Annotated in this window: 22 protein-coding genes and 1 tRNA gene; 12 read left to right on the forward strand and 11 right to left on the reverse strand. The window is 63.4% G+C overall.

Annotation, left to right across the window (positions count from 1 at the left end):
- Window positions 1-162 precede the first annotated feature (162 nt).
- Together GRS80_RS04800 and GRS80_RS21080 are read right to left on the reverse strand one after the other, a co-directional pair.
- Entirely contained in the window at window positions 163-1344 is a 1182-nt protein-coding gene (locus tag GRS80_RS04800; RefSeq protein ID WP_160046582.1) for a hypothetical protein, read from the reverse strand.
- Window positions 1344-1493 carry a hypothetical protein gene (locus GRS80_RS21080; protein WP_160046583.1) on the reverse strand — a complete coding sequence of 50 codons (150 nt, stop codon included), beginning with the start codon at window positions 1491-1493 and terminating at the stop codon, window positions 1344-1346. Before GRS80_RS21080 ends, GRS80_RS04800 begins: the two co-directional genes overlap by 1 nt.
- A gap of 624 nt (window positions 1494-2117) precedes the next feature.
- On the opposite strand from GRS80_RS21080, the gene GRS80_RS04810 reads away from it, so the two are divergent.
- The 7 genes from GRS80_RS04810 to leuS all read left to right on the forward strand — a co-directional run bounded on the left by GRS80_RS04810 (window position 2118) and on the right by leuS (window position 8680).
- Window positions 2118-2342, forward strand: a complete 225-nt coding sequence (locus tag GRS80_RS04810; RefSeq protein WP_160046584.1) for a hypothetical protein — start codon at window positions 2118-2120, stop codon at window positions 2340-2342.
- 105 nt (window positions 2343-2447) lie between these two features.
- The gene (gene ribH, locus GRS80_RS04815) at window positions 2448-2861 is read left to right on the forward strand and encodes a 6,7-dimethyl-8-ribityllumazine synthase (protein ID WP_160046585.1); all 414 of its coding nucleotides are present in this window, start codon (window positions 2448-2450) and stop codon (window positions 2859-2861) included.
- Between the two features lie 4 nt (window positions 2862-2865).
- Window positions 2866-4011 (forward strand): pyridoxal phosphate-dependent aminotransferase, encoded by a 1146-nt coding sequence (locus GRS80_RS04820; RefSeq protein ID WP_160046586.1) that lies wholly within the window; start codon window positions 2866-2868, stop codon window positions 4009-4011.
- A 158-nt stretch (window positions 4012-4169) separates the two neighbouring features.
- Window positions 4170-4901: an HNH endonuclease signature motif containing protein gene (locus GRS80_RS04825; RefSeq protein WP_343161485.1), complete on the forward strand. Its 732-nt coding sequence runs from the start codon at window positions 4170-4172 to the stop codon at window positions 4899-4901.
- Window positions 4902-4949: 48 nt separating this feature from the next.
- A tRNA-Gln gene (locus tag GRS80_RS04830) sits at window positions 4950-5022 on the forward strand.
- Window positions 5023-5414: 392 nt separating this feature from the next.
- The gene (locus tag GRS80_RS04835; protein WP_160046587.1) at window positions 5415-5876 is read left to right on the forward strand and encodes an SPW repeat protein; all 462 of its coding nucleotides are present in this window, start codon (window positions 5415-5417) and stop codon (window positions 5874-5876) included.
- A gap of 107 nt (window positions 5877-5983) precedes the next feature.
- Window positions 5984-8680, forward strand: a complete 2697-nt coding sequence (leuS, locus tag GRS80_RS04840) for a leucine--tRNA ligase (protein WP_160046588.1) — start codon at window positions 5984-5986, stop codon at window positions 8678-8680.
- Window positions 8681-8806: 126 nt separating this feature from the next.
- Here the strand turns inward: leuS and GRS80_RS04845 are convergent, their stop codons facing one another.
- The 5 genes from GRS80_RS04845 to GRS80_RS04865 all read right to left on the reverse strand — a co-directional run bounded on the left by GRS80_RS04845 (window position 8807) and on the right by GRS80_RS04865 (window position 13753).
- On the reverse strand, window positions 8807-10780 hold the full coding sequence (locus GRS80_RS04845; protein WP_160046589.1) for an ATP-binding protein: 1974 nt from the start codon (window positions 10778-10780) through the stop codon (window positions 8807-8809).
- 49 nt (window positions 10781-10829) lie between these two features.
- Window positions 10830-11426, reverse strand: coding sequence for a DUF420 domain-containing protein (locus GRS80_RS04850; protein ID WP_160046590.1), 597 nt, complete (start codon window positions 11424-11426; stop codon window positions 10830-10832).
- A gap of 51 nt (window positions 11427-11477) precedes the next feature.
- Window positions 11478-11765 (reverse strand): HalOD1 output domain-containing protein, encoded by a 288-nt coding sequence (locus tag GRS80_RS04855; protein WP_160046591.1) that lies wholly within the window; start codon window positions 11763-11765, stop codon window positions 11478-11480.
- Between the two features lie 201 nt (window positions 11766-11966).
- On the reverse strand, window positions 11967-12740 hold the full coding sequence (locus GRS80_RS04860) for an ABC transporter permease (protein WP_343161452.1): 774 nt from the start codon (window positions 12738-12740) through the stop codon (window positions 11967-11969).
- Window positions 12737-13753 carry an ABC transporter ATP-binding protein gene (locus GRS80_RS04865; RefSeq protein ID WP_160046592.1) on the reverse strand — a complete coding sequence of 339 codons (1017 nt, stop codon included), beginning with the start codon at window positions 13751-13753 and terminating at the stop codon, window positions 12737-12739. The genes GRS80_RS04860 and GRS80_RS04865 overlap by 4 nt, the downstream gene beginning before the upstream one ends.
- 130 nt (window positions 13754-13883) lie before the next feature.
- On the opposite strand from GRS80_RS04865, the gene GRS80_RS04870 reads away from it, so the two are divergent.
- Both GRS80_RS04870 and GRS80_RS04875 read left to right on the forward strand, forming a co-directional pair.
- A complete protein-coding gene (locus GRS80_RS04870) occupies window positions 13884-14840 on the forward strand; it encodes a TIGR03557 family F420-dependent LLM class oxidoreductase (protein WP_160046593.1) in 957 nt (318 codons plus the stop codon).
- Between the two features lie 144 nt (window positions 14841-14984).
- On the forward strand, window positions 14985-15983 hold the full coding sequence (locus tag GRS80_RS04875; protein ID WP_160046594.1) for an aldo/keto reductase: 999 nt from the start codon (window positions 14985-14987) through the stop codon (window positions 15981-15983).
- A gap of 140 nt (window positions 15984-16123) precedes the next feature.
- On the opposite strand, the gene GRS80_RS04880 is transcribed toward GRS80_RS04875, so the two are convergent.
- The 3 genes from GRS80_RS04880 to GRS80_RS04890 all read right to left on the reverse strand — a co-directional run bounded on the left by GRS80_RS04880 (window position 16124) and on the right by GRS80_RS04890 (window position 18865).
- Window positions 16124-16762: a thioredoxin domain-containing protein gene (locus GRS80_RS04880; RefSeq protein WP_160046595.1), complete on the reverse strand. Its 639-nt coding sequence runs from the start codon at window positions 16760-16762 to the stop codon at window positions 16124-16126.
- A 69-nt stretch (window positions 16763-16831) separates the two neighbouring features.
- The gene (locus GRS80_RS04885) at window positions 16832-18253 is read right to left on the reverse strand and encodes a heme o synthase (RefSeq protein ID WP_343161453.1); all 1422 of its coding nucleotides are present in this window, start codon (window positions 18251-18253) and stop codon (window positions 16832-16834) included.
- Window positions 18254-18538: 285 nt separating this feature from the next.
- Window positions 18539-18865, reverse strand: a complete 327-nt coding sequence (locus GRS80_RS04890) for a hypothetical protein (protein WP_149082469.1) — start codon at window positions 18863-18865, stop codon at window positions 18539-18541.
- Between the two features lie 98 nt (window positions 18866-18963).
- Between GRS80_RS04890 and GRS80_RS04895 the strand changes: the two genes are divergently transcribed.
- The 3 genes from GRS80_RS04895 to GRS80_RS20315 all read left to right on the forward strand — a co-directional run bounded on the left by GRS80_RS04895 (window position 18964) and on the right by GRS80_RS20315 (window position 20682).
- Window positions 18964-19866 (forward strand): DUF3267 domain-containing protein, encoded by a 903-nt coding sequence (locus GRS80_RS04895; protein WP_343161454.1) that lies wholly within the window; start codon window positions 18964-18966, stop codon window positions 19864-19866.
- A 94-nt stretch (window positions 19867-19960) separates the two neighbouring features.
- A complete protein-coding gene (locus tag GRS80_RS04900; protein ID WP_160046596.1) occupies window positions 19961-20254 on the forward strand; it encodes a PadR family transcriptional regulator in 294 nt (97 codons plus the stop codon).
- Window positions 20255-20394: 140 nt separating this feature from the next.
- Window positions 20395-20682, forward strand: coding sequence for a hypothetical protein (locus GRS80_RS20315; RefSeq protein ID WP_235019665.1), 288 nt, complete (start codon window positions 20395-20397; stop codon window positions 20680-20682).
- Between the two features lie 96 nt (window positions 20683-20778).
- Here the strand turns inward: GRS80_RS20315 and GRS80_RS04910 are convergent, their stop codons facing one another.
- Window positions 20779-22026, reverse strand: a complete 1248-nt coding sequence (locus tag GRS80_RS04910) for an acyl-CoA dehydrogenase family protein (RefSeq protein WP_160046597.1) — start codon at window positions 22024-22026, stop codon at window positions 20779-20781.
- Between the last annotated feature and the right edge of the window lie 164 nt (window positions 22027-22190).

A 22190-nucleotide genomic window follows, 5' to 3' on the forward strand; every position in this document is an offset into this window, starting at 1 on the left:
ACCTTCGTCTAACCGTTGCTCTCGCCAATTATCACCGTGGAAACGATGTCGCTAGTCCTAACATCACGCTATGAGACCCATTCTGCCCCACCGCCCTAGAGGTCACTAAGCCCCTGTCCCAAGGAGCGGACGGCGGTAGCCACAGTGAGTAGCAGGGGGAGTTCACCGGTCGCCGCCAGCTTTACGGAGCGTCACCATCGTCGCAGTAGTCCGTTCACGTGCTCGAGTGAGTGTCTCCCCGTCGAGCACGCCAGTCGCATCTGTATCGGCGACGGGTCGGCGGTTGATGCCCGTGGCAAGTACGATATCGTCGTCAACTAGTCGTGCGGCGTGGATAGCGATCGCCCAGGGGCCGACTTGCCCGTTCAACACGCCAACAAATGTTCGGAGGTCGACCTCGTCGTCGAGCAGTGTCGTGGCGGGATCGGCCTCGAGGATCGGATCCGGATTCGCCACGAGCGGCGGGACGCGGTCACCATCGACGGCGTCGGGCCCGACGAGCCACTCGACTGTTCGCGCGTCGGTAACTCCAGCCCGGCGCAGCACGTCGCGAACCTCCTCGTGGGCGAAGATTTCCTCGAACTCGAGCCCGGCAAGGGGGTTGAGGTTCTGTCCGGCGACGCTCGCGTTTGGCGTAGCGAGAACGCTGAAGCCGAACGTCGCTCCCGACAACGGGGCGGATATGCCCGCATTGAACAACTGCCCGATATCGATCCGGTCGGGCGACGTCAGCGGTGTTGATGGGAATGTGCGGTCGTCCGTGAACGCAGCGATCAACAACTCGTCGGTTCGAAGCTCCTCGTCCGCCTCGACTGTCCGATACGGGCCAAATCGGTCGCGGAGTTCACGCGTCTCGACACCTAGCCGAGAGGCGAACGTAGCCTCATCGGTCGGAATAAACGTGGAGACTGATTTGGATTCGGCGGGATCCCAAGTGCTGCCAGGGATCCACGCCGTGCTTGGGCTCCACCCGTCACCAGTCTCGTCGTCGTATTCCTCGGTCCAGGACTCGTTTGGAAACACGCGCCACGGCTGCTCGATGAGGAGTCCCTCACCGCCGGTGTTCTGGAACGCGTCGACGCCAGTCGACGTCGCGCTCGCGAACAGCATACCCGGCAGCGGCTCGCCGTCCATTGCGCGTGCTTCCGTCGGGACGAGAAACGACGCCTCCGTGCCGAGGAGATCAACTGCGCCGCCGTCGGCGAAACCGAGTTCGATCGTTTCAGCGCCGACATCCGCTGGCGTGACGATGAGGCCGCCGTCGCTGAGGCCACCTGCGTTGGTTTCGTGGGTAAAACTACCGATGACGTTTTTCCGAATGCTCTTTCGTTTTCTTGCCGCCATCAGTCGTCCTCATCGAAGTCGGGTGCGTACACTGCCCCGTGGCTCGTAATTGTGACGGAAATACCGGCTTGCTCGCGCTCGAGCGTGGTCGACTCGTCGGCTAGTGTGGCGTATCCAAACGCCTCGCGGTCGGCCTCCGGAATAACCACGGGTGTCGCTTCGAATCGTTGATCCCTGAGATCTGAACACCCCGCCAACCCAGTTGCGACAATAAGACCGGCTCCCGCCAGCAAGCGTCGTCTCGTCGGTTTCGCACCCTCATCAACTGTCTTCCCACCCCTGTCAATCATTTCCACGTTCTAATCGAAACACATCCCTCATTTTATATAAGTATTTCCATAATTATGTTGGGTTGATTAGAGGCATGTTTCCCAGGGCATCCGAATTTTCGGACGAGGGAACGGCGAACACTTCCGAGGGGTGAGAGACAACCCACGCTAAAATCGGTCACTCTTTCACCCGGAGATCCACTGGTGAGAGGCCTTATACGTGTTCGGTGACCACCTACGCTGTCCCGTCTACCTTCAGCCTCGGTGCGAATCTCGAGCGTGATCGTCAACCGTGGTAGAGCGACAAAACGAACACCAGTACATCTGAATTCATGATTATGTACCGACGATCCGTTCTCTCGGCAGGAGCGGTGCTGACGGCGAGTGCAACAGCCGGTTGTTTCGCTGACTCGAGTCGTGCGGAGATAACGGTCGTAGATGGGCACGTCGAACGCGATAACGACGTCTTCGAGACGATTCTCGAGTTGGAGCGGACGGGCTCTGGTGGAACGTACGAAATTTTTCGTTCAGGTCGATGACGGAACCGGTAACATTTTTCCGTTCGATCGGATCCACGGAGACGTTTCCGAGGACGTCAGAAGGCGGACCGAGTCCGCACAGACGACGCCTCCCGACGAGATGGGGGCTGTCGACGACGAGTACGATGCAATCGCGACGATCTTCGAAGAGTCCACCCCCATCGAAGAGTTCGACTTCGAGACACGGTGAAACGCAACTCGAGGCGAGGAGTCGACCCAACCAACCGCGTCGAGCGATCCGGCGAGTTCGGCGGAGAACGGTACCTCTTTTACCCGCCCTCTCCACCGCTCGCGTATGACCACGCTCGGACTGGTAGTCGCGCAGTTCAACCGGCCGATCACCGAGCAGATGGAGCAGGAGGCGCTCGATGCTGCACACGCCGCTGGTGCGGAGGTCTTCGAGACCGTCCGCGTGCCGGGCGTCTACGACGCGCCGCTTGCCGCCGACCGACTCGCGCGCAGGGAGGCGGTCGACGCCGTCGCCGTCGTCGGGAGCGTCATCACCGGCGACACCGACCACGATCAGGTGATCACCGACGCCGCCGCACAGCGTCTCGCCGACGTCAGCGTAGAGCGTGATACACCCGTTACCCTCGGCGTGACGGGCCCCGGAATGTCAGCCGCCGAAGCACGGGAACGCGTCGAGAACGCGGCGAACGCCGTCGACGGCGCGCTCGATCTCGTGTCCGAACTACCCGACCCACAGTGATACGATGACGATGGAATTCACCGACCGCGTAACCCGAGTCGAACCGTCCGCAACCCTCGCGATCTCAGCACTCGCCACCGAACTCGAGGCCGACGGCGCCGACGTCGTCGACCTCTCCGTCGGCGAACCCGACTTCCCGACGCCGCAAAACATCGTCGACGCCGGACAAGACGCGATGGACGCCGGCCACACCGGCTACACCACGTCGGCCGGCATCCTCGAGCTTCGCGAGGCGATCACCGACAAACTCGCCGACGATGGCCTCGATCACACGACCGACGAGATCATCGTCACACCCGGCGCGAAGCAGGCGCTGTACGAGATCGTCAGCGCTCTCGTCGACGACGGCGACGAAGTGGTGCTGCTCGATCCCGCCTGGGTCTCCTACGAGGCGATGGTGAAGATGGCCGGTGGCTCGCTCTCGCGGGTCGACCTCTCCGGGTACGACTTCCAGCTCGAGCCCGCACTCGACGACCTCGCCGACGCAGTGTCGGACGAGACGGAACTGCTGATCGTCAACTCGCCGTCGAACCCCACCGGCGCGGTCTACTCCGACGCCGCCCTCGAGGGCGTTCGCGATCTGGCCGTCGAGCACGATGTTACGGTGATCTCCGACGAGATCTACAAGGAGATCACCTACGGCGTCGAGCCCACGAGCCTCGGCACGCTCGAGGGGATGGCCGACCGCACGGTCACGGTCAACGGCTTCTCGAAGGCGTACTCGATGACCGGCTGGCGACTCGGCTACTTCGCCGGTCCCGAGGAACTGATCGACCAGGCCGGCAAACTCCACAGCCACTCCGTCTCCTCCGCGGTGAACTTCGTCCAGCACGCCGGCATCGAAGCCCTCGAGACCGACGAGGCCGTCGACGAGATGACCGAGGCCTTCCACGAGCGTCGCGACCTCGTCGTGGATCTACTCGCCGAACACGACGTCGACGTCGCCGTGCCCGAGGGCGCGTTCTACATGATGCTCCCAGTGGATGACGACGATCAGGCGTGGTGTGAGGGCGCGATTGAAGACGCCCACGTCGCCACGGTCCCGGGGAGTGCCTTCGGGACGCCCGGCTACGCGCGAATTTCCTACGCCGCGAGCGAGGAGCGACTCGAGGAAGGGATCGAGCGGCTGGCCGACGAAGGCTACCTGTAGTCGGGTTCGCGAAATCGACCCCGTTTCGGAGCGAATTGTTCTTCGCGTGGGACCTTCGATCCTCAAGTGCAGCTTCGTCGTTCTCGAGAAGGGCTTTCAAGCTACGGGGCCGTTCCCCCGTCCTCGAGTTTATATACGATACCGAGGCCAACGCCGGCGTGGACTGTCCGACGTGCGGGAAGACACTCCGGACGGAGCAGGGAATGCGCCAGCATCACACCAAGGTGCACGGGAAGCCGCTGCCGAACCGGACGTGCAAAGGGTGTGAAACGGAGTTCTACGATCCGAAAGCGCGCCGGATATTCTGCGAGGAGTGCAATCCGAACGCGGGCGAACACAACGGAAACTGGAAGGGCGGGACGGAGACGTCTACGTGTCGGCTCTGTGATTCGGAATTTGAGTATTATCCATCCGATAAACCGGGACTGTACTGTTCAACCTGTGTCGAAGATGCAAATCGGTTTCTCGGCACCCCGTATTACGAATATCATGAGATCGAACGAGTGAAACGAGTCTGTGAATTCTGCGGAAGGATATCAACAGTACTGAAATCGAAAGCTGAGCGTGATCCGGTACGGTTCTGTAGTCGAAACTGTCTCAATCTTTGGCTCTCCGATCAGTGGGGAGACACTGACAATCCTTATAACGGACGCTGGAGGGAAGTAAGGCGGAAAGCACTCGAACGGGATGATCATACGTGCCAACACTGTGGCATTACCCGGGAGGAGATCGGTCACGAGCCAGACGTTCACCACATAAAACCAGTTCGGGAATTCAACGATCCACAACTCGCACATACACTCGATAACGTCGTTTGTCTCTGTCGAAGCTGCCACCGATATGCCGAAATAGCGCAGATTGACCGGCTCTCACCGACCGAGCAAGAGTAAACAATAACTCATAAGCCGCTCTGTTTCCAACCAGTAGTTGTCGGATTCAGTCCCGTGGTGTAGTGGCCAATCATCTGAGCCTTTGGAGCTCAGGACGGCGGTTCGAATCCGCCCGGGACTATGTAATGATTCCTACTATTCTGCCGAAGTCGCCAGAGGGTAGTATACCGGTGAGACGCCGGTCTCGAGTCGGATTGCCGCTTTTCCCTCGAAGTAAGACGGACCGACGATGTCCCGAGACACCAGGTTCGAACGCTCGAGTATCGGCGACACGTCGATCGAATTGATACCGAACGCCAGTAAATGTCGACGACGCAGGTAAGACGCGATTACTCCCACGATGGGGATCCGTTCGGTGGACGATCGACCCGGAGTAACGTCGGCTTGGCGATCCCAACCTCGAGTCGACCGAACGGCACAGATCACCGCGTGAGCGGGTTTCGAGGGCGTTGCTGGAAACAGTCACCGCGCATTTTGAGCGACGATGGGCTATCGCCGGCCTGTCGATCGATCATGAGTGAATCCACGACGAGCGACCCGGAAACAGGGGATGCACAGATGCGAGACCAGGGCGAACCGGAGGGACAGAAGTGGTTGAGCGGGGTCGTCTCCCTCGTCGGTCTGTGGATCGCGATCTCACCGTTCGTCTACGAGGCGGCCGCGGAGTTCGCGTGGAACAACGTCGCAGTCGGCGGAGCGATCTTCCTCTTAGCTGGCTACAACTTCTACCGGATCATCACGGCACACCCGACCAGTACGAGCGTGATGTCTCTCGTCGCCTTACTGGCGCTGTGGATACTGGTCTCTCCGTTCGCACTCGAGGGCCAGTTCGCGATGGAGGGCCTCGAGGTGGCCGCGGAGGCGCTCGTCTGGAGTAACGTCGTCTCGGGACTCGTCGGCGCTGTGTTGGCGGCGTACATCGCGTACGCTGCCGGACGCAGGGCACCGGCCGGAACGCCCGCTGGGGCGCGGTGAACGGTCGGCGGTCTCTCACGAACTCTCCCATCCGGCCCGCTCGTTCGTGCCTCGAGTGGCCAACAATGATATAGCCGGCACTCCGAGTGGTGGACAACGGGGTCCCAATGCCGAGTCATTACGATCACGCGCAGGTACAGGAGTTTTGGCAGTACGTTTGGGAGCGCGACGACGTCTACGAGCTTCCGGACGACGCGACGGACCCGACGTACGTCCTGGGGATGTTTCCGTACACCTCCGGGACGCTTCACATGGGCCACGTTCGCAACTACGCGATCACCGACGCCTACGCCCGATATCGGCGGATGTGTGGCGACGACGTCCTCCATCCGATGGGGTGGGACGCGTTCGGTCTCCCCGCGGAGAACGCCGCCTACGAGCGTGCGAGCGATCCGGAGTCGTGGACCAAAGCGTGTATCCGCCGGATGCGAGAGGAACTCGAGACGCTGGGCTTTGGCTACGACTGGTCCCGAGAAATCACGACCTGTGAGCCGGAGTACTACCGGTGGAACCAGTGGCTGTTCAAACGACTGTACGAGGCGGGGCTCGTCGAGTACGAGGCGGCGACGGTCAACTGGTGTCCCGACTGCGAGACGGTACTCGCCGACGCACAGGTCGACGAACGGGATGATGATCGGATCTGCTGGCGGTGTGATACGCCTGTCGAGCAACGCGAACTCGACCAGTGGTTTTTCACGATCACGGAGTACGCCGAGGAGCTCCACGACGGTCTCGAGGACCTCGAGGGGTGGCCCGAGGGCGTCCGTGAGATTCAGCGAAACTGGATCGGCCGCCAAGAAGGCGCGAAAATCGGCTTCGAACTGTCGACCCCTGTCACGGGCGACGACGAGGGTGACGAACCGAACGGGGCGATCGACGCCGTCGATGTCTTCAGCACCCGACCGGAGACGATCTACGGGGCGACGTACCTCGCCGTCTCGCCCGGACACGACCTCGCCCGAGCGCTCGCCGACCGAACCGACGACGTCGCCGACTACGTGGAGACGGTCCGCGAGCGCGGGCCCGACGAGGTCGGCTTCTCCGGCGTCGAGACTGACGTGACGGCGGTCCATCCCCTGACGGGAGCGGAACTGCCGGTGTACGTCGCCGGCTACGTACTCGAGGATGTCGGGACGGGTGCCGTCATGGGCGTTCCCGGCCACAACGAGCGCGATCACGGGTTCGCACTCGAGCACGACCTGCCGATCGAACGCGTGGTCGTCTCCGGGACCGAAGACGACACTGCTGGTGACGAGACGCTCGAGGACGAACCGTACACCGGCGAGGGCATCCTCGAGGGAAGCGGCGAGTACGACGGCCTCGAGAGCGAACGTGCGCGAGACCGACTGGTCGCGGACCACGACGCGATTCAGGCGGACGTCACCTACCGGCTCCGGGACTGGCTGATCTCGCGACAGCGCTACTGGGGGACGCCGATCCCGGTCGTCCACTGCGAGGACTGTGGACACGTGCTCGTCCCCGACGAGGAGCTTCCGGTCGAACTCCCGGAGTTCGTCCGCACGACGGGGAACCCACTCGAGGAACACGACTCGTTCCGACACACGACCTGTCCCGAGTGTGGCGGCCCCGCTCGTCGGGAGACCGACACGATGGACACGTTCGTCGACTCCTCGTGGTACTTCCTGCGGTTTCTCTCCCCCGATCTCGCGGAGGCACCGTTCGACGCCGAACGTGCAGACGAGTGGCTCCCGATCGACGTCTACGTCGGCGGCGACGAGCACGCGATCCTCCACCTGCTGTACATCCGGTTTATGACCCGCGCACTCGCCGATATCGGCCTGATCGAGAAGCGAGAGCCGGTCGAGCGACTCGTCAGTCAGGGGACGGTGCTCTACGACGGCGAGAAGATGTCCACGTCGAAGGGCAACGTCGTCGCGCCCCTCGAGTACGGTGCGGAGACGACGCGGCTGTTCGTCCTCTCTGCGGCCCATCCCGAACAGGACTTCGAGTGGACCGCGAACAACGTTCGCGGTGCGTACGACCTCCAGCAGAACCTCTACCGGATGGCGACCGAGTTCGTCGAGGCGGCGGATACCCGTGTCGAACGACGCAACCACGACGAGTATATCGCACGCGAAATCGATCGAACCATCGTCGCGGTCACCGAGGAGTACGAACGGTTCCGGTTCCACCGTGTTGCGACCGAGATTCGAGAACTCGCGCGACTCCTTCGCCGGTATCTGGCGTACGATCGTCCACACGATGAGGTCTATCGTCACGGTCTGTTGACCCTCGCAGCGTTGATCTCACCGATGGCTCCCCACCTCGGCGAGGAACTGTGGAACAAGCTTCGGGGGGAAGGGCTGGTCGTCGAAGCCGACTGGCCGGAGCCTCGAACGGAGCCGTCGAACTACGCGAGCGAGCGTCGACTCGTCGAGCGAACCCTCGAGGACGTCCGCGACATCGTCGACGTGGCCGACATCGACGAACCCCAGCGGATCGAACTCGTCGTCGCTCCGGCGTGGACCTACCGCGTCGCGGCGGTGCTCACAGAAGAGGCCGACGGAGACGTGAACGTCCCGAGCGTGGTCGATCGCGTATCCGTCGGCGATCTCGAGACACCGTCTCGAGAGACCGTCGCGACGGTCGTCGGGACGCTACTCGATCGTGCGTCCAAAGGCGGCATGGATCAACCCTTGACCTTCGACGACGAGCGAACGCTGCTCGAGCGTGCCCGGTGGCTGGTCGCCGACGAGTTCGGTGCGGACGTCGTCGTTCGCTGTGCGGAGGGCTCGGAGACGACGAAAGCCCGCCCGGGGAAGCCGGCGATCCGAATCGATTGAGGACGGTCGCCGGTTCGTTTCTCTCGAGGGATGAACCGATCGTTCAGACGGGTTGCTATCTCGATGGACCGACACACCTGCCCCAGGGGTCGCAGGTGCGCCGGCACTGACCGACAGGAAACCGTATCAGGCCGACCTCGTCACCGTCGATTCGGGATGGGCCGGAAGCGAAAACGAGAACGTCGATCCCTCGCCTGGCTCGGATTCCACCCAGATATCGCCGCCGTGACGTTCGACGATGCGCTCACAGAGCGCGAGGCCGATCCCGCTCCCGGAGCGCTCGTCGACCGAGTGGAGTCGTTCGAAAACACCGAATATCCGGTCCGTATCGGCGGGATCGATACCGATCCCGTCGTCGCTAACCGAGAGGATCCACTTGTCACCGTCGCGTTTCGCGGAGACGTCAACTGCGGGCGGTTCGTCGTCCGTGTACTCGATCGCGTTCGAGAGCAGGTTCTGGAAGACCTGACGTAACTGATTGCCGTCGCCCCGAACGCGTGGAAGTGATTCGCTGGTAATCTCCGCATCGCTCTCCTCGATCTGAAATCGCAGATCCCGTCGGACGTCCGCGAGTACGTCGTTCAGGTCGACCGGTTCGAACGGTCTCCCCGAGGTCTCGACCCGTGAAAACGCCAGCAAGCCATCGATCATCTCGCGCATGCGCTCGGCGCCGTCGACGGCGTACGCGATGAACTCCTCGCCGTCCTCGTCTAACTCGTCGCCGTAACGGTCCTCGATCAACCGGAGGTAGCTCGAGACCATCCGCAACGGCTCCTGGAGATCGTGAGAGGCCGCGTATGCGAACTGCTCGAGTCGTTCGTTCGACTCCTCGAGGCGTCGGCGATACTCCTTTCGCTCGGTAACGTCCCGGAAGTAGACCGACGCTCCCGTCTCGGAGGGATAGATCGTTACCTCGAGCCAGCGCTCGGCCAGATCGAAGTAGTGGACGTAGCTGGTCGGCTCCTGGGTGCCCATCGCCGTCTCGAAGCTCTCACGGACGATCTCCTGGTTCGCTGCCTCCGGAAACTGCTCCCAGAGTTGCTCTCCCAGGAGTTCGGACTCCGAGCGCTGGAGAAGCTCCTCCGCGCGTTCGTTGACGTGCGTGTACCGAAACTCCTCGTCGAACGCACAGACGGCGTCGTCTATCCGTCCGAGAATTTCCTCCAGTCTGGTCTCGAGACGCTTTCGTTCGGTGATATCCTGAAGGGCGTACACCGCGCCGTCGAACGAGCCGTCGGTGTCGAACAGTGGACGACAGTGTGTAGAGAGCCAGACGCGGGTTCCATCGGGTTGGTCGACGCCGATGACTTCGCCGTAGACTGGCTCTTGGCTCTCTTTGACGATCGAAAACGGAAGCTCTTCACTGGCCAGCGGATCGCCCGATTCGTCGACGAGATTCCACCGATCGTCGTCGTGTGTGTACGACCGCACCTCCTCGATCGGTCGGCCGAGCAGCTCTTCGGCTCGCTCGTTTGCAAACACGTACGTCCCTTCCGAATCGACGAGCGTGATTCCGATCGGAGTCGTTTCGACGATTTCGTCCGTTAGTTCCATCTCCTCGTGGTGTCGTTGGTTCGCTCGTTCGCGCTCGACCGCGGATGCGAGAACGTTCGCAACGATCCCGACGAAGGTCACGTCAGCGTCCGTGTACTCGGCGTACGCCTCGTTGCGCACGTCGAGGACACCCCAGGGATCGTCATCCGGTCCGACCACCACACTGATGCCACTTTGCACGTTGCGTTCGTATCCGCGATCGAGATCGGTGACGCGTTCGTCCGTTCGGACGTCTTCGACGACGACGGGGGCGTCGACCGTCAACGCCTGTCGGACGCGAGTGTTGGGCTCCGAGATGACGACCGTCGACGTGGTGTCCTCGTCGATCGTACCGCTGACGCCCTGTACGTGAAACCGGCCTTCCGACCGTGACTCGAGAGCTACACACGAATCGACCGACAGCGTTTCGGCGATCGCGTCGGTGGCTCGCTCGAATAGCTCCTCGAGTGGGGCCTCCGACAGCGCCAGATCGGAGAGGTCCGCGACCAGTTGCTGCTGGCGGTCCCGACGCTCGAGTTCCGACCCGGTTCCGTTGGACGACGCCATTTTGACTGAACTAGTCGTGAGCCACGCGTAAAGAGGCTCCGCCGGACAGTCAGAACACGAGCATCGAACTGAACTCGTAGCTGTAGATGTGGTTGAGCATCAGGTACGTGACGATTCCGAGAAAGAGACTCAGAATCCACGAGCCGGCGGCGATGCGCCCGACTCGAGCGTGAGAGGTCTCCCGAAGCTCCGAGGGAGTGTGTGTTAGCCCGAGGATCAACGCGTAGAGGACGACCGGAACGGCGACGATCGAGAGGACGATGTGAATCGCCAGCATGATCAGGTAGGTGTAGTAGACGGCATCCGGCCCGACGAAGAGTTTCTCGCCGCCCCCGCCGACGCGAATCAGATAGACGACCAGAAAGAAGATGATGAGTACGAACCCACCGACCATCGCGAACCGATGTTTCTCGATTTCGTTCGTTCGGATCCAGTACCAACCGAGTACGAGGAGAACCAGCGTCACCGAGTTAATGGCTGCGATCGCGTGGGTAAGTGCGTTTATCTGTGCGTTCGTGAGATCCGGATAGATCGGAATATCGAGGACGAACGTCCCGATAACCAACGCATATCCGACGATCGTCAACAGGATCGTAACTCCGATCGGGCGCTCCCGAAGTCGCCGTCTCGCACCCGCAGTTGCCATTGGTCTCGATTGGACGGGACGTCGTATCTGTCTTGCTGTTTCCGAACGCGATCAGTCGGAGTCCCCGTCGGTGGTGTTCGCTGTGAGCGCGACCGTCCCGTCCTCGCCGACGGTGACCTCGTATCCACAGAACCGAAACGAGACGTTACAGTCCGTCGTGGGCCGATTTGCGCACAACGAATCGAGTGCGTCCGGGTCGACGACCGCGTGGAGCGGTTCGTACTCCGGCGGTTGCAACTCGTCAGGTGAAACCCCCTCTGCCTCCGCGACTGCCTCGACGACCGCACGGCTCGGTGGTTTTCGAACGGTTTCGCCAGCATTATCGCCACCACCATCCATCGTAATCCTTGCTTTCGAACCCCATCGAATAAAACTGTCCTTCTCCGTTTCGATTCGGGTGTCCGCCGACGTGAGAACCTTCGATGTCGAAGGGTAAATCGTCCGATCCGATTCGGCCCGGAGTGCGATGGTTCGTCAATCCACGGGGAGAGACAGCGGTAAATCAGCCGTGTGTTAACTTTCGATGGCGATGGCGTCGAATCAGTCCGTTCGCGGAATCGAGCGCGCGCCGAGGGCGAAGGCGACGACTGCGATCGTCGCGAGGACGACGAGGTTTGCCAGTGCCGGATCGACACCGGCGACGCCGGCCGGCTCCGCTTCCGGGAAAGTCGCCGCCCGCACCCCGCGAGCGAAGTAGGTCAGCGGTGAGAGTTCGACGAGCGGTCCGAACCAGCCGGGCAGTTGCTCGAGTGGAACGAACGTTTCGGAGAGAAAGAGCAGCGGGAGGCCGATGGCGTTGCTCGCAGCGACAGCGCCGTCTTGGGAGTCGGTGTAACTGCCGAGCATCGCACCGACGCCACAGAAACAGACGACGCCGACGAGGACGTAGGGAACGAGTACCGGAGAGACGACGATGTCGGCGCCGGTGAGTACGACTACGAGAACCAGAATGAGGACGCTCGCGAGTCCGATGATGATCGCGTTCACGAGCGTCTGAGAGAGCAACCACTCGCCGCGAGTCAACGGCGTCGTCGCGAGCTTCTCGAATCGGTTCCCTTCCCGGTGGCGGGCGACCTCGCTTCCCATCCGCGAGAGCGGCGTAAAGAGGACGACGACGGCGAGATACCCCGGCACGTAGTAGGCTGCGGGCTCGGCGAAGAGCCCGCCGCCGGTCGGGTCGGTCTGAACTAACGCGCCGAAGATGACGATCAGGATCACCGGGAAGAAAAACGTAAAGAAGACGGCGGTTCGCCGACGGACGAACGAGCGCCAGCCGGCGTTCGTCTCCGCACGCACCCGATCGATCCGACTCACGCGGTCTCACCCGCCGACGTCTGTTCGTCGTCCCGCGTTTCGGTTTCGCGCTCGCCGCCGCGGTTCCGATCCGCCGCGTCCGTCCGGCCGAGTTCGGCCCGGGACGCGAGTTCGAGATAGACCTCCTCGAGTCCGGGTTCTGTCCACTCGAGTCCCGAGTACGCGATTTCCCGTTCCTCGAGGTAATCGACGACGTCGCCGATCTCCGGGGGGGTGACGGCCCTGACGACGATCGAGTCCGTCGCGGGCGAGCGGCTCTCGCCCCCTCTCGAGTCGGCCGGCTGTTCCACCGGATACGCTAGCTCGTCGAACGCCGCCGGTTTCGCAGCCGTCTCGATCGTCAGCCGACTCGAGCCGCCGTGTTCGTCCACGAGATCGGTCGGCGTTCCGTCGGCGACGAGCGCGCCGTCGGCCAGCAAGCCGACGCGGTCGGCAAGGCGTTCGGCTTCCGCCATGTCGTGTGTCGTAAGGACGACGGTCGTCCCGCCCGCGGAGAGCGATTCGATCAGACGCCAGACCGTCCGCCGACCCGCGGGGTCGATACCGGTCGTCGGCTCGTCCAGAAAGAGGACGTCGGGATCGTTGACGAGCGTCGCCCCGACGCAGACCCGCCGCTGTTGCCCGCCGGAGAGGTTCTCGTACCACGTGTCGCCGGCGTCGGCGAGGCCCACGTCTGCGAGTACCTCCTCGGGATCGCGAGCGTCGTCGTACAGCCCCGCGTAGTAGCTGAGCAACTCGTGGGCGGTGAGCCGATCCGGCGGCGAGAACGCCTGCGGGAGGACCGCAAGCCGGTTTCGGTCGGTCGCCGACGGGTGTTCCTCGAGTACTCGTGCGGTCCCAGCGTCCGGCACCGTCGTCCCCGTCAGCGCCCGGACCAGCGTCGTCTTTCCGGCTCCGTTCGGTCCGATCAACCCGAAGATTTCGCCGCGTTCGATCGCCACGGAAACGCCCGCAAGGGCGACCGTCTCGCCGTAGGATTTCCGAAGCTCACTCGCCTCGACGACGGCTTCCATGCGCGTCGATACCCATTCGGAGCGGGTAAGGGGTTCGATTCTCGCCGCAACACACCCGGTTGCGACTCGAGGTGCGTTCGTGCCGTCGCAGGCTCAACCGTTACCGACGCGTCCGTCGTAGCCGTGTCGCATGGTCGAACTGGGATACACCCTCTCGAGTGAGGAGCACGGACCGATGGAGCTCGTCGAATACGCCCGCCGCGCGGAGGAGATCGGCTTCGATTTCGTCTCGGTCTCCGATCACTTCCACCCCTGGATCTCGGCGCAGGGGGAGTCGCCGTTCGTCTGGTCGACTCTCGGCGCGATCGCGGTGGCGACCGACGAGATCGAGGTCGGCGTCGGCGTCACCTGTCCGACGATGCGCATCCACCCCGTCAACGTCGCCCACGCCGTCGCCACCGTCGCCGAGATGTTCGACGGTCGTTTCACCTTCGGCGTCGGGACCGGCGAAAATCTGAACGAACACGTCACCGGCCACCGCTGGCCCGAACACGACGTCCGCCTCGAGATGTTAGAGGAGGCGATGGCGGTCATGCGCAACCTCTGGTCCGGCGAGACGACGAGTCACCGCGGCGAACACTACACCGTCGAGAACGCCCGCCTCTATACGGTTCCCGACGAGGAGCCGAAGACGATCGCGAGCGCCTTCGGGCCACAGACGGCTCGGTGGGCCGCCGAACACGCCGACGGTCTCTGGTGTTCCGGCCCGAACGGAGACGTCGTCGAGGCGTATCGGAACGCCGGTGGGGACGGGCCCGCGTACACACAGCTTCACACGTGTTACGCCGAAACCGAAGACGAGGCGATCGACACAGTCCTCGAGTACTGGCCCAACGGCTCGCTGCCGGGCGAACTCGCCCAGGAACTCCCGACCCCCGCTCACTTCTCGCAGGCGGCACGACTGGTCGACCGTGAGGACGTCGCCGAGTCGGGCACGACCACCGATCCCGACCCGCAGGCACACGTCGAAAGCATCGAGCAGGCGACCGACGCCGGCTACGATCACGTCTACGTCCACCAGATCGGCCCCGACCAGGAGCACGCCCTCGAGTTCTACGAGGAAGACGTGTTGCCGTCGGTTCGGTAGGGGTTCCCGTAGGCCAGGGAAACGACTGCGTACGGAGCCACCCGGCGTTCGACCCTCTCGAAAATATACTACATTTGTACTCACTTTCACGACGAATTCACCGGTTTCCGACCCATTTTATTTCCCGCGACGAGACCGTCGTGTATGGAGTACACCACGCTCGGAAACACCGGCACGACAGTCTCGCAGATCTGTTTCGGAACCTGGCGCTTCGGGATGCAATCCGGCGGCGTCGTCGAAACCGACCGCGAGGAGGCCCACGACCTCCTCGATACGGCCTGGGACAACGGGATCAACTTCATCGACACCGCGAACGTCTACGGCAACCCGAACGGCCTCAGCGAGGAGTGGATCGGCGAGTGGCTCGCCGACCACGACCGGGAGGACGTCGTCCTCGCCTCGAAGGTGTACTTCCCCTTCGACGGCTGGGGCGAACCCGGACCGAACGACTCCGGCCTCGGGCGTAAACACATCCGCACACAGATCGAGGGTACCTTAGATCGTCTCGACACGGACTACCTCGACCTCTACTACATTCACCGCTGGGACGAGAACACGCCCATCCGCGAGACGCTCCGAACGCTGACCACGCTCGTCGAGGAGGGGAAGGTCCACTACCTCGGCGCGAGCACGATGGCTGCCTGGCAGCTGACGAAGGCGCTGTGGACCGCCGACGTCGAGGGACTCGAGCGCTTCGACGTTACCCAGCCGATGGTCAACGCGGCCCAGTACGACGAGGTCGCCGACTACCTCGACGTCTGTGCCGACCAGGATCTCGCGGTCTGTCCGTACTCGCCGCTGGCTGGCGGCTTCCTCACCGGCAAGTACGACCGCGCCGAGGACGGCTCCGTCGAGGCGCCCGACGGCTCTCGGGGGAGCTTAGACGAGATGTTCGACGAGTGGTACACGACCGAGCAGGCCTGGGACGTCCTCGAGGCCGTCGAAGCGGTCGCCGACGAGGTCGACGCGACGCCTGCCCAAGTTTCGGTCCGCTGGCTCATCGAACAGGACCGATTCACGTGCGTCCCGATCGTCGGCGCTCGAACGCCCGAGCAACTCGAGGAGAACGTCGGCGCGGTCGAGATCGAGCTCACCGACGACCAGTTCGGACGGATCGACGAGGCGCGCCAGCTCGAGGGATAAGGGCTCCGTTCTTCACCGACGCTGTCTTTTGGGCTAACTGATACGGATTACTGCAGCGATGTACCGGTGAGACCGCCGTCCGGGTCGCGGTCTCACCGGAAATAATCTACAATAAACCGTATGAATCGGCGGCGATACCGTCAGGACGCGTCGTCGATCGCGTCGGAAATTTCGTCGAACTCGAGCGGTTCGTCGACGATCTCGCCGTCGACGACGACCGTCGGCGTCCGCTCAACGCCAGCCTCAGCGCCACGGTCCCAGTCTGCGGCCAGCGTCGGATAGTAGGTTTCGTCTGCGAGCGCACTCGAGACCGACGCCGGATCGACGCCGACCGATTCGGCGAGTTCTGCAAGCGCCTCGTCGCTCCAGTCGTCGTGTTCTATGACGGCGGATCTGTACTCGAAGAACTGGCCGTTCGAGTCGTCGTCGGTCCCCGTCTCGGCCTGGACGGCACGAGCGGCGTTTGCCATCGCGACGGACTCATCGGCGGCCTCGACGGGAAAGTCGAAGTGGCGGTAGGTGATCCCGCCAGTTTCGAGGTACGACGCCTCGAGGTCGGGGAAGACGTCGGCCTGAAACTCGTGACAGTACCGACAGCCCAGGTCCTCGTAGACGTCGACGGTCACGTCGCCAGATCCGAGCGTCGGCGTCGAAAGCTGACTCTCTGGGTCGATACCCTCGAGTTCGTCCGGTCGAGAGGCCTCGAACAGCGAGCTGCAGCCGGCCACCGCGGTGACTCCACAGCCGGCGGCGGAGACGAGAAACGCGCGGCGATTCATGTCTCGAACTACGAAACCGGATCGGTTAGAGGTGTCGTCTTCGACGTCCGAAATCGACGGTGTTCGGGGCTACAGGACGAGCGCGTCGACGACGATGACGACGAGTGCAGCGCCGAGGAACGCGTTGGAGGCGTGAAACGCCCGGAACGCCGCCGACTCGGTTTTCTCGAAGTGTAAGGTGACGGCAGCCCAGAGGAAGATCCCGCCGAAGATTGCGACCGTCGCGGCGTACAGCGCCCCGAGGTCGGTGATCCAGGCGAGTCCGACCGTCGCGACGAGCGTCGCCGCGATGTAGTAGACGATGTGCTTTCGCGTCTCCGTCTCGCCGCGGACGACGGGCATCATCGGGAAACCCCCGCGGGCGTAATCGTCCCGGTAGGCGAGCGCGAGGTTGTAGAAGTGCGCCGGCGTCCAGAGGAAGATGACACCCGCGAGTGCGAGCGCGGGAAGCCCGATCTCGTTGGTGACGGCGGCCCAACCGATCAGCGCGGGTAACGCACCCGCCGCGCCGCCGATAACCGTGTTCTGGACGGTGTTGGGTTTGAGCAACAGCGTGTAGACGACGCTGTAAAAGAGGATCGCGGCCAGCCCGAGTGCCGCGGCGAGGGCGTTGATCGTCAGGAAGACGGCGATCGAGGCGACGGTCAGCGCCAGACCGAAGACCATCGCGTTCCTGACGGGGATCAGGTCGGTCGCGAGCGGTCGATCCGCCGTGCGGGACATCTGTTGGTCGACGTCGCGCTCTAAGACGTGGTTGAACGTCCCCGACGCGCCGATCGCGAGCACGCCGCCGCTGAGCGTCGCGACGATCGTCGCGGCGTCGAGGGCTGGGCCGGCAGCGAGGGCCATCCCAGCAGCGGCGACGAGACAGAGCAACCACATCAGCCGCGGCTTCATCATCTTGAAGTACGCAAACGCGGTGAGTTTCGCTCTCGCGAGCCCCCCCGCGGGGAGTGACCGTTCGCCAGTCACTGCGTCGGGTTCGACCGGTTCCGGCTCCGGGGACGTGATCGCGTCGTCGTCATCACCGGTGGCGATCTCGAGATCCCAGGCAAGCGCGAGGACGATGGCGGTGAAGACGACGACGCCGAGTCCGAGGTGTAAGCCGGGTGTGATCGCGGCCGGGCCGAGCGTCGCGGTCGCGGCACCGATGGCGACCTGAACTGCGTACAGAATCGCACCGGCGACGATGGCCACGCGGACTCGCGTCGCCGCGTCGCCGAAGACGGCGGCGACGGCGGTCGTCGCGACGAGTATGCCGACGACGAAGGCGGTAAGTCGGTGGCCCCAGGCGATCGCCAGTTCGGTCTGGTTCAACGGATCTGCGGGGGGATGGCACGTCGGCCAGGTCGAACACGCCGAGGCGGCGTCCGTCAGCGACGTCGTCGCGCCGACGATCAACAGCAGGTAGACGCCGAGTGCGGTCGCTGCCAGCAGTCCGGAGAACCGCCGACGCGTGTGGATCGGTCGGGGAAACGAATCTGGGGCCACGACTGTTCTCGTCTGAACCTTCGCCTCCGCGTATTTATGATTCCCGTTTTTGACGACCTTCTGGGAGTCAACTCGAGTGGATCCGGTTTTCGATCGGCGAACCGGTTCGGTCGAGCGCGACTGGCGATTCGCTAGTGGTCACGGCTACGGAGCCGCTGGGACGGACACGGCCAAAGCCGTGGGAACGGGACATTCCCCAACCCGCGAGATCGGAGGACGTCTCCAGTCCGGCGGCGAGCCTCGCTGCTCGCGTGACTCGGTCGTCTTCGACGGACGTCAGCCAGCTCACATTCCCATGTCGCTCGCCGCCTCCGGTACCGGGAGGTCGTGGGGGGAGACGCCGAGTAGGTCGGCGACGTGGTCGAGCGCCATGTCGAATCCGTAGTAGCGCTCGAGTTCGTCGCCCTCGGCCGTCGGCCTGACCTTCAACATGGCGTACCCGTCGCGGTTCTGGGCGATCGCCGCCGTCGACCCTGGCGGGGCATCGGTTCGCTGACTCGAGTCGTCTGGGTTTCTCTCGCCTGCCGCCCGAAACTCGAGCACTCGCTCCGTCTCGGTCTCGTCGTAGCTCGCCACGATCCCGTTTTCTTCGGCCGTTCGCTCCTCGGTCATACGCGACCGTCGGTGGGCAACCACCGGGAATCTGTCGGTCTTCGTCGACGGCGATCGATACCGATACCGATTTTTCGCCCGCCTCTGGAGTCGGGTGCGTGGACCGATCGCCCGGCAACAGGACCGCCCGCCCGCTCGCGACGATCCGTCTCACGTCACGGATCGCCATCGCGTGGCTTGCAGTCTCGGTCGTCGGCTTCTTCGTCTCCGCCTACGCGTTCGGGCACGTTCTCGCGGTGGCACGCGGACGGCCACTCGAGCCGATCGTGATCGCGCCGCCGTCACCCACGGGCACGGTCCTCTGGCTTCTCGCGTTGGGCGTCCTCGTCGCGCTCGTCGTCGTCCTCCACGAGACGATCCACGGATTCGCGATGACACGGTTCGGGAACGCGCCGAGATTCGGAATCGGCGTGTCACACTTCCTGTTGCCGTATGCCTATGCCGAAACCGAGGGCACGAACTACACCCGAACGCAACTGATCGTCGTCTTGCTCGCGCCGCTCGCGCTGATTACGGCGGGCGGAGTGGCCCTCGTGGCGGTCTATCCGACGCCGCTTCTCCTCGTTGTCCTCGCGGCCAACGTCGCCGGTTCGGTGGGAGACGTCTGGATCGCCGCCGCGCTGTGTCGGTACCCCGCCGACGTTCGCGTGTCGGGGCTTCCCGACGACGAGCAGGGGTTTGGAATCTACCCCCCACCGGATCGGCGAATGGAACCCGAACCCGGTTCGTCGCTTCTCTCCTCGGTGACCGCGGGCGCAGTCGGGACGCTCTCCCTGCTCGTGACGGCTCTCTTCGGGATCGTCATCCTCTCGCTCGCGTTTGGCTCGGGAACCGTCGTGATCGGTGACCCGGACGGACGCTGGTTTCTCGTCCGCCACGAGCTTCGAACCCACGGCCGCGGCGCTCTCCTCGAGGTCGGCACCCCACTCGTCGTCGCGATCACGCTCGCTGGCGCTATCTTCTGGGCGACCGTCACCGAACTCCGACGACGGGCCGCGTGATCCGCCGCTGTGGCCCCGCAGACCATCAGTTCGGGTGAAAACCGATCTCGAGCAAAACCGTAACGTTCGACTCGATCGCCGCCCGTCAAGCGGTATGAGCAAGTGGCTCCAGAGCGGACGTCGCCGGGACGTCTGTTTTCTTCTCGTGGCCGACGGGCCGTTGCGCGGACAGCAACTCAAATCTCGACTCGAAGCCCACTACGACGACCGCCTCGAGCCGAAGTCGTTCTACGGCTCGCTGTCGGCACTCGTGGACGCGGGGTTCGTCGAGAAGCGGACGCAGGGTATCCACGACGTCTACGCGCTCACCGACGCGGGTGAACGCCGGATGCGAGACCACGTCGCGTGGGTTCGCGAGTGCGTCGACGCCGAGGATCCGACTCGATAGCCGACGGGACGGGTCCGAACCTCGAGTCGGTCGTGCGCTCGGAGAGAGACCCGATCGAATCGAGAAAACATATATGGTTTTACGGTGATTCTTCTCTCACAACCGTGCTCCCGTTTCCACCCCTGATCTCCCGCGAATCGATGCTCTCCGAGGACGACCTCCCGTTCACGTCGGCGTACCAGGAGGCAGTCGTCTACGACGAGGCCACCTCCCAGGACCCGCTCTACGAGGGGCCGATCATCGTCCACGCCAACGGCTGGATCGAACTCGAGGGCAACCGACTGCTCTCACCGAGTGCGATCCACCACATCGACGTCTTCGACGACGACCGTCTGGGCGGCGACGCAGACGACGCCGGAACCGGACGGCGACCCGACGACGGACACGGCCCAGGAGGCGAGCGAACGGGTCGGTACAGCCCCCGATAGTTCGATCGGGTGTTCGTTCCTCGAGGACCCGACGCCATACCTGATGATCGATGCCAGATTCCTCGAGCGACCGATGCCACGCCTCGAACCGGTCGGCTACGTTTCGAGCAACTGATCGCCGATCGTGTTCCGGAGCACTTCGCTCGTGCCCTCGTAGATCTCGTTGAGTTTGGCGTCCCGGTAGAACCGCTCTGCGGGGAAGTCCTTCGTATAGCCGTAGCCGCCGTGGATCTGGATTCCCTCGTTGGCGACCTCGCGGCTGATCTCCGAGGCGTATAGTTTGGCCTGGGCGGCGTCTTTGATGTAGTTCTCGCCGCGGATTTTCTTGTCTGCGGCCTTGTGCATGAGCATTTTCGCGGCCTGGATCTTGGTGTCCATATCCGCGAGCTTGTGTTTGATCGACTGGAACTCGCCGATCGGCTGGCCGAACTGCTCGCGTTCGTTCGCGTACTCTCGGGCCTCCTCGAAAGCCGCGCGGGCGATGCCGACGCCACGGGCCGCGATGGTGATCCGTCCGCCGTTGAGCGTTTTCAGCGCCTGCACGAAGCCCTCACCCTCCTCGCCGATGAGCCGGTCTTCGGGGAGTCGCATGTCGTCGAACCGCAACTCGGCGGTGGGACAGCCCTTGTCACCGAGTTTCTCCTCCGTGCCCTCGACGATGAAGCCGTCGTCCTCCTCGGGCCGGACGATAAACGAGGAGATGCCCTCGTTGCCCGCTTCGGGATCGGTCTTCGCGAACAGCGTGATCGTATCCGCAACGGAGCCGTTCGAGATCCAGAGTTTGCCACCGTTGACGACGTACTCGTCGCCGTCTTTCTCCGCGGCTGTGCCGTCTTCTCGCGGGCTTTGCCCGCTCGAATGGTCCGCGGAACGCTGTTCCGCGCTACTCCGTTCCGAGGCGCTTTGCGCCTCGCTTTTCTGTGCAGTAGTCGCCATCGCGGGCACGTCACTTCCTGCGCCCGCTTCGGAGAGCGCGAACGCGCCGATATCACGTCCTTCCGCGAGCGGGACGAGGTACTCCTGTTTCTGGTCTTCGTCCCCGAACTCGTAGAGCATGTTCCCCGCGAGCGAGATATGGGCCGCGACCACCGTTCCGAGGCCGCCAGAGGCACGAGAGATCTCCTCGAGGCCGATCGCGTAGGAGTGATAGTCGAGCCCCGCGCCGCCGTACTTCTCGGGGAACGGCATCCCCATGAGCCCGAGTTCGGCCATCTCGCTCACGAGATCGCGGGGAAACTCGTCGTCGTGGTCGATCTCGCTTGCGACGGGAACGACCTCCTCGTCGACGAACTCGGCGACCATATCCCGAATCTGTGCCTGTTCGGCCGAGAGTGTAAAGTCCATACATGGGCCAACGGGCGGGTCATCCTTTACTGTTAGCGCCCGAAAACGACCACCTCGAGCGGGTTTATTTCGGTTTCCGGTCACCATCCCGATCGTACGGAGAGGGAAGAATCGAGGGGACGGTCGGCGTCGAAGAGACGTTACGATCGGAGCCGGCAACATCT

Source organism: Natrialba sp. INN-245 (assembly GCF_009807105.1).
Classification (GTDB): domain Archaea; phylum Halobacteriota; class Halobacteria; order Halobacteriales; family Natrialbaceae; genus Natrarchaeobius; species Natrarchaeobius swarupiae.

Bases quoted from the DNA above. Each gene is read 5' to 3' on its own strand.
- GRS80_RS04880 (WP_160046595.1), bottom strand. From the start codon at position 16,762: ATGAATCGCCGCGCGTTTCTCGTCTCCGCCGCCGGCTGTGGAGTCACC.
- GRS80_RS04870 (WP_160046593.1), top strand. From the start codon at position 13,884: ATGGTCGAACTGGGATACACCCTCTCGAGTGAGGAGCACGGACCGATG.
- GRS80_RS04820 (WP_160046586.1), top strand. From the start codon at position 2,866: ATGACGATGGAATTCACCGACCGCGTAACCCGAGTCGAACCGTCCGCA.
- leuS (WP_160046588.1), top strand. From the start codon at position 5,984: ATGCCGAGTCATTACGATCACGCGCAGGTACAGGAGTTTTGGCAGTAC.
- ribH (WP_160046585.1), top strand. From the start codon at position 2,448: ATGACCACGCTCGGACTGGTAGTCGCGCAGTTCAACCGGCCGATCACC.
- GRS80_RS20315 (WP_235019665.1), top strand. From the start codon at position 20,395: ATGCTCTCCGAGGACGACCTCCCGTTCACGTCGGCGTACCAGGAGGCA.
- GRS80_RS04865 (WP_160046592.1), bottom strand. From the start codon at position 13,753: ATGGAAGCCGTCGTCGAGGCGAGTGAGCTTCGGAAATCCTACGGCGAG.
- GRS80_RS04800 (WP_160046582.1), bottom strand. From the start codon at position 1,344: ATGGCGGCAAGAAAACGAAAGAGCATTCGGAAAAACGTCATCGGTAGT.
- GRS80_RS04890 (WP_149082469.1), bottom strand. From the start codon at position 18,865: ATGACCGAGGAGCGAACGGCCGAAGAAAACGGGATCGTGGCGAGCTAC.
- GRS80_RS04855 (WP_160046591.1), bottom strand. From the start codon at position 11,765: ATGGATGGTGGTGGCGATAATGCTGGCGAAACCGTTCGAAAACCACCG.
- GRS80_RS04845 (WP_160046589.1), bottom strand. From the start codon at position 10,780: ATGGCGTCGTCCAACGGAACCGGGTCGGAACTCGAGCGTCGGGACCGC.
- GRS80_RS04910 (WP_160046597.1), bottom strand. From the start codon at position 22,026: ATGGACTTTACACTCTCGGCCGAACAGGCACAGATTCGGGATATGGTC.
- GRS80_RS04900 (WP_160046596.1), top strand. From the start codon at position 19,961: ATGAGCAAGTGGCTCCAGAGCGGACGTCGCCGGGACGTCTGTTTTCTT.
- GRS80_RS04835 (WP_160046587.1), top strand. From the start codon at position 5,415: ATGAGTGAATCCACGACGAGCGACCCGGAAACAGGGGATGCACAGATG.
- GRS80_RS04850 (WP_160046590.1), bottom strand. From the start codon at position 11,426: ATGGCAACTGCGGGTGCGAGACGGCGACTTCGGGAGCGCCCGATCGGA.
- GRS80_RS04875 (WP_160046594.1), top strand. From the start codon at position 14,985: ATGGAGTACACCACGCTCGGAAACACCGGCACGACAGTCTCGCAGATC.